Here is an 11,747-nt window from a genome sequence, read left to right as displayed (position 1 = left end):
CATAAAAAAATCCCCTCCAGATAAAACAGTATTGAGTCCATCATATCAGATGGACTCTTTTTTTACTGTCTACCTATAGGGGATAATACCAGCCCGCAAAGGGCATTCTCTTTTTTTTATTAAGCTTGTGGACGGCTATGATGTTTTCTTTCGCCGCGTCCATTTGAAGAACCAGGGCGACCTTGGCCTTCACCTCTACGACCACGACTACCACCATCACGATTACGATCGCGATCGCGGTTTCCATCACGATTGCGATCACGGTTTCCATCACGGTTACGGTCACGATTACGTCCATCGCCACCGCCGCGTCCATCACGACTACGATTACGGTTACCATCACGGTATCCGCCTCCGTTACCGCCGCGTTTTTTAGAACCGCCACCTCTTGCAACAACTGGTGGTTCTGATGTTAAAGCGATTGGAGTTGTATCCGGCTCTTTTGTCATCATTTTTAAAGCAGCAGCTACTACTGTTACAGAGTCGTTCTCTTCTAACATTTCTTCTGCAATACGCTTGTAGTATGATAAATTTTCATTTTGAATTGTGCTTTGAAGTTTTTCAGCGATTAAACGTTGTTGACCTTCTAATGCTTCGTCAAGTGTCGGTGCTTCCATACGATCAACTTTACGTTTTGTTGTGCGCTCGATATTTTTTAATTGCCCTGATTCACGTGGTGTTACAAATAACATTGCAATACCTTTTTTACCTGCACGGCCAGTACGACCGATACGGTGAACGTATGATTCTGGATCTTGTGGGATATCGAAGTTATATACGTGTGTTACACCTGAAATATCAAGACCACGTGCAGCAACATCTGTTGCAACAAGAACTTCAATAGCACCTTCTTTAAATTTACGTAATACAGACATACGTTTCGCTTGTGTTAAGTCACCGTGAATACCTTCTGCTGCATAACCACGTAAGTTTAACGCTTCTGATAATTCATCAACACGACGTTTTGTACGACCGAATACGATTGCAAGCTCTGGAGATTGAATATCTAGCAAGCGTGTTAACACGTCAAACTTTTTCTTTTCTTGCACTTCTAAATAGAACTGCTGAATGTTTGGCATTGTTACTTCTTTTGCTTTTACTTTAATGTGTTGAGGCTCAGTCATGAAACGCTCAGCAATACGACGGATTGGATCTGGCATTGTCGCTGAGAATAGTAATGTTTGATGTGTTTCTGGCACATCTGTTAAAATTGCTTCAATATCTTCAATGAAGCCCATGTTTAACATTTCATCCGCTTCGTCAAGAACAACAGTCTCTACATTTTGTAAGCGAAGTGTTTTACGGTTAATATGATCTAAAATACGACCCGGCGTACCAACAATAATGTGTGGGTGTTTTTTTAGAGCACGAATTTGGCGGTTAATATCTTGACCACCATAGATTGGTAAAATACGAACGCGTTTATGTTTACCAATTTTGTATAGCTCTTCTCCAACTTGAATTGCTAATTCACGCGTTGGTGCGATAACAATACCTTGAACTGCTTCTTTATTTGTATCCACTTTATCTAATAGTGGTAATCCGAATGCTGCTGTTTTCCCTGTACCTGTTTGCGCTTGCCCAATAATATCTTTACCTTGCAATGCATGTGGAATTGTTTCAGCTTGAATCGGCGTAGCCTCTTCAAAGCCCATACTTTCAACAGATTGCAGTAAAGATTCACTTAATCCTAATTCTCGAAATGTTGTCAATGTTACTTCTCCTTTTCTATCCTATACTTATCATTTAAAAAAAGGCGTTTTCCGAATTTGCGGAAAAGCCCTTTTCCTGAATGCTCACGTATATAAACGGGCGTATATTCTTCGCGAAAATACTTCTAAACGTTATTACACTTTATCAATTATAAGTTTTGTATGTGTAAAAAGCAAACCCAACTGTTACCTTATTTTCATATTCAGAGTTTTTTTCTTCACTTTTATTTTTTTATATTTACTGTAAGCGCTTATTATAAGTTTCTTCTATTTTCGTAACTATCATCCCTATTTATATACACCAATTATTTCAACATCGTAATTACTTCTTCTAACTTCATACCGCGAGATGCTTTTATTAATACAACATCTTTCACATCGACTACTGCTTGTAAATCTTTTACTAACTCTTCTTTATTATCATACGCCTTTACACGTTCATTAGGGAAATTAATTTTCGCTCCTTCAGCAATTTGAGCCCCTAATCTACCGTATGTGAATACATGCGAGATTTTTGCTGGATCGATTAATTTTCCTACCTCATAATGGAACTGCACTTCTTGATCTCCAAGTTCTAACATATCACCAAGCACAACGATTTTTTTAGCAAAACCATCTAAACCATTCATTAAATGGAACGCTGCTTCCATAGCCGTCGGACTTGCATTATAAGCATCGTTGATAATTGTTAAACCACTATTTGTTTTCACCATTTCCATACGCATGCCCGTCATTTGAAGTGTTACTAAACCTTCTTTCATCTCTTCCCACGTTACACCAAAATGTTTCGCAATTGCCATTGAAGCAAGTGTATTATACACATTATGTTTTCCTAACACCGGTAAGTAGAATGAAATATTTTCATCTCTATTCATTTTGAAATGTGTCCCAGTTGCTTGTAATGTTACAGTCGTTGGATAATAATCGTTTGCTCTTGCATCACCAAACGTAACCGTTTCTGCTGCTAAATTCATTTCAGGAACACGATTCGTTAATAAAGGCTCATCTCCGTTATATACGAACACGCCACCTTCTTGTAACCCTGTAACAATTTCTAATTTCGCTTCAGCAATTGCCTCACGAGATCCTAAATCCATTAAATGTGCCTCACCAATATTCGTAATGATAGCTGCATTAGGACGAGCTAACTTAGATAATAATTCAATTTCGCCTCGGCTTGACATACCCATCTCTAATACTGCTACTTCTGTATTTTCTTCTAAGTTTAAAATGGTAAGAGGTAATCCGATATGGTTATTGAAGTTCCCTTCTGTTTTTTGCACTTTGAATTTAGTCGCAAGAAGACTTGTTACAATATCTTTCGTAGATGTTTTACCGTTACTACCCGTTACACCTACAACTTTAACATCCAATTGATCGCGATAATTTTTCGCTAACATTTGCAATGCCGATAGCGTGTCTTCCACAAAAATAACCGGAAGATTCTCAGGTGGATTCGCTACATCTTTCATCCATAATGTAGCCACAGCTCCATTTTCAACAGCTTTATCTACAAAAGCATGTCCATCGAAGCGCTCCCCTTGAATCGGAACATACAAGTTTCCTTTTTCAATTTTTCTCGTATCAATAGACACGCCTTGAATAGTAATTCCCTCATATTGCTCTTCTAATCCAGTACCATTTACCATCTGTTCCACTTGCTTTAACATTCGCTTTATCATATAGAAACGCTCCTTACATAGAGGAAGCACTATTCCTATGAATAGTGCTTCCTCCTTTTTGTTAGATTGTATATTTAATTTTTTGTTTTTCTTCGTGACGTTCAATCGCTAAACGAATTAGCTCTTCAATTAATTCTGGATACGGTAACCCAGTATGTTGCCATAATAGAGGGAACATACTGAACGGTGTAAATCCTGGCATTGTGTTTACTTCGTTAATATACACTTCTCCATCTTTCGTTAAGAAGAAATCAGCTCGCGTTAAACCTGCACCGTCTAATGATTGGAATGCAATAATCGCATCACGCTTAATTACATTAGATTCTTCTTCTGTCATTTCAGCTGGAATAATTAGCGCCGTATCACCATCGATATATTTCGACTTATAATCATAGAAGTCCTTTTTCGGAACGATTTCACCTACAACTGAACATTTCGGCTCATCATTACCTAGTACCCCAACTTCTACTTCACGACCTACAATATTTTCTTCTACAATAATTTTGCGATCAAATTGGAATGCCTCTACAAATGCATCCTCAAGTTCTTCACGATTTTTACACTTATTAATACCAACACTTGAACCAAGGTTTGCTGGTTTTACGAAGCAAGGATATCCTAACTTATCTTCTACTTTAGAATAAGCTTCCTCACGATTTTTTTCCCATGCACTACGAATAAAGGATGCATATTTTGCTTGTTTTAAACCAGCCTCTGCAAAGATGTTTTTCATAACAACTTTATCCATACCAGCAGATGATGCTAGAACACCATTTCCTACATAAGGGATATTCATTAATTCTAATAGTCCTTGAACCGTTCCATCTTCACCGTTTGGTCCCTGTAGTAATGGGAAAATAACGTCAATAGCGTTCTCCTCAGAAGCTGCAGATGGGATAATTTCTGTACTTAATGATAACGGAGAAATCGCATTTTCTGCACCGCTCATTTTTAAAGCTTCAACATCTGTTACTTCACCTTCAATACGCTCACCGCGTACCCATTGACCTTGTTCTGTAATATAAATTGGATGAATCTCGAATTTATCTTGATTTAACGCTTTAATAGCAGCAAGAGCCGTCTGTAGCGAAACTTGATGCTCAGCTGATTTTCCACCATATAATAAACCTAATTTAATTTTCGTCAATGAAATCACCCTAACCAATTGTTTTCATTTTTCTATTTTAGCACTTTTTATAAAAATAGGTAGTTCCTATTTGAAATAAAATGTAACTTCCATAAATAATTAAATAACATCACTTATTGGTTTTTCATTTCATTTTCTATATAGCTACACAAAATAAAATGGCAATCTAATCTAGTTATGTACCTAAAATATGTAGAAATCCCCTTTTTGTGTATGTCACCTATTCACTAAGACGATTGTTTGGTCAGTGTGTCTTTTTGCCTTTGCTCCACAAGGCGATCTAAAGAAACATATACAATACCTGCAACTACACATCCTACAGCTAAAATTGTAAATAGAAAGTGACCAAGTAATCGATCTAATAAAAAACCTCCCAAAAGTGGACCAAATGCGCTTCCTGTAATCCACTGCAAACTTGCAGCTCCCATGTAAGGCCCTCTCAAATGCTCAGGGGCCAAATTTGCTACAAATGTCATCTGTACAGGCGACATAATCATCTCACCTAACGTATATATAGCATAAACGAACAGTAGTGTTATTAAAATAATTGTAGCATTTGTATTAAATTCTCCAAACCACTTCGGTAACCACCCTATAAAAAATAATCCAATCCCGAATAAACATGCACTGTATAACATCGTCTTCCCGACTGGTTTATCCGTAGCCCATTTTGAAATTTGAAACTGGAATAAAACAACTAATAGTCCGTTTAACGCCATTAAATATGGATATGGATTATTCGTTCCAAAAATACGCTTCATTTCATTATCAAAATGTAGTGGCAACATGCCTTCGGTTTGAGAAAACCCCATCGAAATGATAATACCTGCTAATAAGTAAATCATTAATGCCTTATCTTGCATTACAATTTTCCAAACTGCCCCAGATTCCTTTTCTTTATGTTCTTCCTTATCTGTCCTCTTTGGCATCGTCTCTTGAATAAGAAGTAATACAAGTAACGCATAAAATAGCATTGTAGAAGAGGCAATAATAAACACAAGGTTCTTTGACAACACAACTACTGATGCTCCCATTATCGGACCAATGGCAGCACCTATATTGTGTCCCATTCGTAATAAACCATATGCCTCTGTTCTTTTTTCTGGTGCCGTTACATCTGCGACCATAGCTGATGCAGCTGGATGAAATAAAGAATTACTCAACCCTAAAAAAATAGATAAAATCGCATATGGAATAAATCCTTCTATAAATAGAAAACCGAGCATTAATAATGCATTACTTGCCATAGAAAATATCATAATAGGCTTTCTTCCATATATGTCAGCAATTCTCCCTCCTATAAGTGATCCAAAGCTTGCAGCAATTGGAGAAAGCGCCATAATAACCCCAACTTCCAACAACGAATCTACCTTATCTTTTAAATATAATGCAAAAAAAGGCATTAACATCATCATTGCAATTCCATTTAACGTCTCTCCAATAAATCGAATCCATACGTTACGGTCCATCTCCCTTAACTCACGCCACGTATTTTTCATCATTTCACCCCTTTAGTTAGCCAACAATTATCTTATAATAAGTTCAGAAAAATGTAAATTTTCAAATATAAAATCCATTCTAATTCTGTTAGAATGGATTTTTCCGCTTATAAATTTGCAACATCTTCTTCTTTTTTACTATTATTTAAAGCACTATGTTTTCGGCTATATAAGAAGTAAACCGCTATACCAATAACCATCCATATCCCAAAACTAATCCACGCTGTCCCCGATAATTGAAGCATTAAGTATAAACAGAAAATCACTGTTAATGCTGGTAAAAATGGTACAAGCGGAGCCTTAAATGCCCTTGGTAAGTCTGGATGAGTTCTTCTCATTACGATTACCGCAACAGCTACGAGTGCAAATGCTGACAATGTCCCCATATTTACAAGATGTGCTAAAACATTTAAATCTATTAATCCTGAAATCAGTGCCGCAATAATCCCCGTTGTCCATGTATTTAAAAATGGCGTTTTAAATTTCGGATGAACTTTAGCAAGACGCTTCGGCAGTAAACCATCTCGGCTCATCGCATAAGAAACCCGAACTTGCCCATACATCATAACTAGCATTACTGTTGTAATTCCTGTAATTGCTCCTACTGAAATTACCCCCGCTAAACCATCTTGTCCAATAAATTGAAGTGCAAAAGCAACTGGATCTGATATATTTAGCTGGCCGTATGGAACAATCCCTGTCAAAATAAGCGAAACAACAATATAAAGAACTGTACAAATTAATAACGATGCAATAATACCAATTGGTAAATCACGTTGCGGACGTTTCACTTCTTCTGCCGCTGTTGAAACTGCATCAAATCCTATGAATGCGAAGAATACTGTAGCCGCTCCAGCCATTACACCATCTAAACCAAATGGCATAAAAGGCGTCCAGTTTTCAGGTTTCACATAATTAAAACCAGCAAAAATAAAAATAAGAACAACTGCTATTTTAATAAATACCATAATGTTATTTACTCGTGCACTTTCACGAACACCCCTAGATAAAAGAACTGTCATCACTAAAATAATTAGAACTGCAGGTAAATCAATTATTCCACCCTTTCCTGTACCAGGAGCCGAGGAGAGAATAGTCGGAATGTGAATTCCAAACCCCTTTAATAAAGATTGAAAATATGCAGACCAACCGTTCGCTACAGCAGATGTAGCAAGTAAATATTCCAGCATTAAGTCCCAGCCAATTAAAAATGCGAACACTTCCCCCATCGTCGCGTATGTATACGTATACACACTGCCCGAGACAGGAACTGAAGAAGCAAATTCAGCATAACAAAATGCAGCAAAGGCACAAGCTAGAGCGGCAATCGCAAATGATAATATAATAGCTGGCCCAGAATGTTTCGCTGCCACAACACCCGTTAGAACAAAAATACCAGTTCCAACAATTGCTCCGATTCCAAGCATAGTTAAATCTAGCGCGCCCAATGTTCTTGCTAACGTTTTTTGCTTACTTTCTTGCATTAACTTTGCAATTGGCTTCTTTTGAAAAATTTGCTTCATCTTTCACTCCTCCAAGTTTTAAATTTTCTGAAAATTTTTAATTCGCTTTTTCATTTTACTCATTACGCTTTTCCTAGTCAATACTTTTGTCGAAACAAGTAGAAATCCTTCTAAATATGCACGATCCTTATTATTCTTTCTATATATCTTTCCATTATTTTTTTGGTATTATTATACATGTCGATTCCGTGAAAAAGGCATGCTCCCTTATTGAGAGCATGCCTTTTTTTACTTATTTCACAGTATATGAACCTTGTTCAATCCAGCTATACATATACTTTTCATCTTCTGTTTCATGTGCTTGTTTTACAATACGAAGCGGACGGAATGTGTCTATCATAACAGCTAATTCAAGCGTCTCTTTCTTCCCTATACTTGCCTCTGTTTTCCCCGGATGCGGCCCATGAGGAATCCCGCTCGGATGAAGTGTAATAGAACCTTCTTCCACACCTTTGCGACTCATAAAGTTTCCTTCTACATAGTAAAGAACTTCATCACTATTAACATTACTATGATAATATGGTGCCGGAATTGACTCTGGATGATAATCGTATAAACGTGGTACGAAAGAGCAAATAACAAAATTATGTCCTTCAAATGTTTGATGTACTGGCGGTGGCTGATGAATGCGCCCTGTAATTGGTTCAAAATCCTCTACATTAAATACCCACGGATATAAATAGCCATCCCATCCAACAACATCTAACGGGTGGTGTCCTAAAACATGTTTATGCATATAGCCTCTTGATTTTGTCATTACGACAAACTCGCCTTTTTCATCATATGTCTCTAATTTTTCTGGACCACGAAGATCTCTTTCACAAAACGGACTATGCTCTAACAATTGTCCGTATTCATTTCGATAACGACGCGGCGTTGTAATTTGGCTATTTGCCTCTACAACAAGAAACTTAGTCTCTCCTTCATCTGGAATAACACGATAAATCGTTCCAATTGGAATCGTTACATAGTCGCCTTTTCTATAGTGAATCGTTCCAAACATCGTTTCAATTTTCCCTGTTCCATAATGAACAAATAACATTTCATCGCCATCACCATTACGATAGAAATAATCCATTTTTTCTGTTGGACTCACTACTCCAATTAACAAATCTTCATTTCCAAGTATGAAATTCCGTCCACTTATTGCATCACCACTTTTTTTACTTTCTTTCGTTCGAAAGTGGCGATGAGAAAGAGCACCATCCTCTTCATACTGCAACTGACAAGAATGCGATAATGCAGAATGACCTACTTCTGTTGGCATATAATGATGATACAAAATAGACTGCGTACCAGAAAAACCTTTTGTTCCCATTACCTGTTCACGATAAAGCGACCCATCTTTTTTACGAAATTGTACATGTCGTTTATGAGGTAGTTCTCCCATGTGACGATAAAACATGCCCATCACCCGCTTCCTTTTCTTTTTTGATCGTATTACGTAGTGTACCTAAACCAGTAATCGACAGTTCTACAACATCTCCATCTTGTAGCCACTCTTCTGTACCCAGTTCTAAAATACATCCTGTTCCTACTGTCCCAGAACCAATCACATCTCCTGGATATAACGTAACGTCCTCTGAAGCACGTTCAATCATTTCAGCAAATGTATAGTAAATATCTTGGAAGTTTCCTTTTGATAATAGTTTTCCATTTACATGAGCAGTCATTTCTAAATTATATCGATCACCATTACGATAAACGTCTAATTCCTCTTTCGTAACGAGATGCGCTCCTAATGAAGTTGCAAAGTCTTTTCCTTTCGCTGGACCGAGACCTACTTTCATTTCTGTTGCTTGTAAGTCTCTCGCACTCCAGTCGTTCATAATACAATAACCAAAAATATATTCCTCTGCTTGCTCTCGAGAGATATTTCGCCCTTCTCTTCCTATTACGCAAGCAATCTCCAACTCATAATCAAGCTTTTTAGACTTTTTCGGACCAATTACAAAATCACCGGAACCAATTACAGCACGATGATTAGTAAAATAAAAAACCGGAATATCATACCATTCAGGCACAACATCTAATCCTCTTCGTCCGCGAGCTGTTTTTACATGTTGTTCAAATGCGTAAAAATCTCGAATACTACTCGGATTAGGAAGAGCAGCTGTCAATTGTACTTCTTCTAAAGCATATATACCCTTATTTGGATTCTTAATATTCCGCACTACTTCTACATACTCATCCGTTTTCTCTAAAAAATCCATCATAGAAGAAGGGATTTTCCCTTCACTAGCAAGATTCATATCTATTACTTTGTCACCTTCAAGCCATCCAGCCCGTAGTTCTTTTGAAGGAAGACGAAATGTAACAAATTTCATCCTGATTCCTCCTTATAAAAATGAAATTTCCACCAGCAAAGGGACTTTTGCTGGTGGATACAAATCTTATAAGTTTCCGCGACGCTCTTGTTCTCTTTCAATTGATTCGAATAACGCTTTAAAGTTTCCTTCACCAAATCCACGAGAACCTTTACGTTGAATGATTTCAATAAATAAAGTCGGACGATCTACAATTGGTTTCGTAAAGATTTGTAGTAAGTAACCTTCATCATCACGATCTACTAAGATCTTTAATTCTTTTAACTTATCAATTTCTTCATCGATTTTTCCAACTCGTGCAGTTAGCTCATCGTAATAAGTATCAGGTGTATCTAAAAACTCCACCCCATTTGCACGAAGCGCTTCAACTGTTTTAACAATATCACTTGTTAATAAAGCAAGATGTTGTACACCAGCTCCATTATAGAATTCTAGATACTCTTGAATTTGTGATTTTCTCTTTCCGTCTGCTGGTTCGTTAATAGGAAACTTAATACGACTTCCATTCATCATAACTTTCGACATTAACGCCGAATACTCTGTACTAATATCGTCATCATCAAAATGAATCATTTGTTTAAAGCCCATAACATTCTCGTAATAACTAACCCACTCTTCCATTTTTTCAACATTACCAACTACATGATCAACAGCAATTAAACCAGACTCTTCAAATGGAATATTAAATTCTACCTTTTGGAATCCTGGCATAAATGCCCCTTTATAATTTTTACGCTCTACAAGCGTATGAATTGTATCACCATACGTACCAATAACTGCTTTTTCCAATGTACCGTCCTCATCTGTTAATTCCTGTGGTGGAGCAATTGCGACGGCACCACGTTTCACTGCTTCTGAGTATGCTTTATCAACATCATCAACAAGTAGTGCCACATCCTTCACGCCATCACCATGAGTCTTTACAAACTCTGCAATACGATTTTCACTACTTAAAGCTCCAGACACAACGAAACGCATATTTTTTTGCACAAGAACATAAGATACCTTTTCACGGTTTCCAGTTTCTAATCCAGAGTAAGCCACAATTTTGAATCCGAACGCTCTCGCAAGATAATAACTCGATTGCTTTGCATTCCCTACGTAAAATTCCAAATGATCTACATCACGTACTGGAAAAAAGTCCTCCATTTGTGCAGCTAGCGTATCCATAGATTTTTGTTTCATAATATCTTCATCCCCCTGTAAATAGATTAAATGGTCCATACTTAAAACCAACCGAAAACGCTTCCAACATTAATTAATAGAAATTAGTTAGCAAGCTAACAAATTCTGACCTTTAAAATTTTCTATCTTTTCTGTCAAATTACTCTTTTTTTCTTACATATAAAATTCGACTTTTTTCTCTTTGAAATAAAGCGGGATTTTATTCAGTGGATTTTTGATTATTCGTTGAATCAAGTTTCAACCGCAGCGTTTAATTAGCATTGAATGCTGGATAATGAGGTAACTTTAATACTTGAAGGTATATAAGAAGAATATAAAAAAGACTCCAACATATTAACTACTTACTAATACGTTAGAGTCTTTATTTTTTTTGAATGATTGTATTTATATATCTCATACTAATACATTTGCAAGGAATAGAATAAATGATGTTAATATTACCGCTCCACCTAAGGATCCTAATAAATCTGTTTTTGTTACTTGAAACACTTGTTCACTGTTCATATCCCTCATTCTCCTTCCTTTTTTGTTTGATTTAAAACTTCTATTATACTAATACACTTGATAAAAATACGATTAATGCTGTTAATACTACCGCTCCACTTGCTGATCCTACGAAGTCACCTTTTGTTACTTGTAATACTTGCTCTTTCATATCATTTATCCTCCTTT

Annotated in this window: 10 protein-coding genes; all 10 read right to left on the bottom strand. The window is 36.7% G+C overall.

Annotated features, from left to right (window positions below):
• Window positions 1–119: 119 nt before the first annotated feature.
• The gene (gene cshA, locus MR169_RS27260; RefSeq protein WP_242320361.1) at window positions 120–1,712 is read right to left on the bottom strand and encodes a degradosome RNA helicase CshA; all 1,593 of its coding nucleotides are present in this window, start codon (window positions 1,710–1,712) and stop codon (window positions 120–122) included.
• A 305-nt stretch (window positions 1,713–2,017) separates the two neighbouring features.
• On the bottom strand, window positions 2,018–3,394 hold the full coding sequence (gene murF / locus MR169_RS27255; RefSeq protein WP_242320360.1) for a UDP-N-acetylmuramoyl-tripeptide--D-alanyl-D-alanine ligase: 1,377 nt from the start codon (window positions 3,392–3,394) through the stop codon (window positions 2,018–2,020).
• A gap of 61 nt (window positions 3,395–3,455) precedes the next feature.
• Window positions 3,456–4,541: a D-alanine--D-alanine ligase gene (locus tag MR169_RS27250; protein WP_242320359.1), complete on the bottom strand. Its 1,086-nt coding sequence runs from the start codon at window positions 4,539–4,541 to the stop codon at window positions 3,456–3,458.
• 227 nt (window positions 4,542–4,768) lie between these two features.
• Window positions 4,769–6,040, bottom strand: coding sequence for an MDR family MFS transporter (locus MR169_RS27245; RefSeq protein WP_242320358.1), 1,272 nt, complete (start codon window positions 6,038–6,040; stop codon window positions 4,769–4,771).
• 107 nt (window positions 6,041–6,147) lie between these two features.
• Entirely contained in the window at window positions 6,148–7,563 is a 1,416-nt protein-coding gene (gene bcaP, locus MR169_RS27240; protein ID WP_000809361.1) for a branched-chain amino acid transporter BcaP, read from the bottom strand.
• A 232-nt stretch (window positions 7,564–7,795) separates the two neighbouring features.
• Entirely contained in the window at window positions 7,796–8,968 is a 1,173-nt protein-coding gene (locus tag MR169_RS27235; protein WP_242320357.1) for a homogentisate 1,2-dioxygenase, read from the bottom strand.
• Window positions 8,934–9,890, bottom strand: a complete 957-nt coding sequence (locus MR169_RS27230) for a fumarylacetoacetate hydrolase family protein (RefSeq protein ID WP_242320356.1) — start codon at window positions 9,888–9,890, stop codon at window positions 8,934–8,936. The genes MR169_RS27235 and MR169_RS27230 overlap by 35 nt, the downstream gene beginning before the upstream one ends.
• Window positions 9,891–9,956: 66 nt before the next feature.
• The gene (gene hppD / locus MR169_RS27225; RefSeq protein ID WP_242320355.1) at window positions 9,957–11,075 is read right to left on the bottom strand and encodes a 4-hydroxyphenylpyruvate dioxygenase; all 1,119 of its coding nucleotides are present in this window, start codon (window positions 11,073–11,075) and stop codon (window positions 9,957–9,959) included.
• Window positions 11,076–11,468: 393 nt separating this feature from the next.
• Complete coding sequence (locus MR169_RS27220) at window positions 11,469–11,579, bottom strand: DUF3948 family protein (protein WP_001083690.1); 111 nt, start codon at window positions 11,577–11,579, stop codon at window positions 11,469–11,471.
• A 43-nt stretch (window positions 11,580–11,622) separates the two neighbouring features.
• The gene (locus MR169_RS27215) at window positions 11,623–11,730 is read right to left on the bottom strand and encodes a DUF3948 family protein (RefSeq protein WP_000664237.1); all 108 of its coding nucleotides are present in this window, start codon (window positions 11,728–11,730) and stop codon (window positions 11,623–11,625) included.
• Between the last annotated feature and the right edge of the window lie 17 nt (window positions 11,731–11,747).

It is taken from the genome of Bacillus cereus group sp. BfR-BA-01349 (assembly GCF_022663795.1).
Taxonomy (GTDB): Bacteria; Bacillota; Bacilli; order Bacillales; family Bacillaceae_G; genus Bacillus_A; species Bacillus_A cereus.
This window is presented reverse-complemented; position numbering and strand designations above follow the sequence as displayed.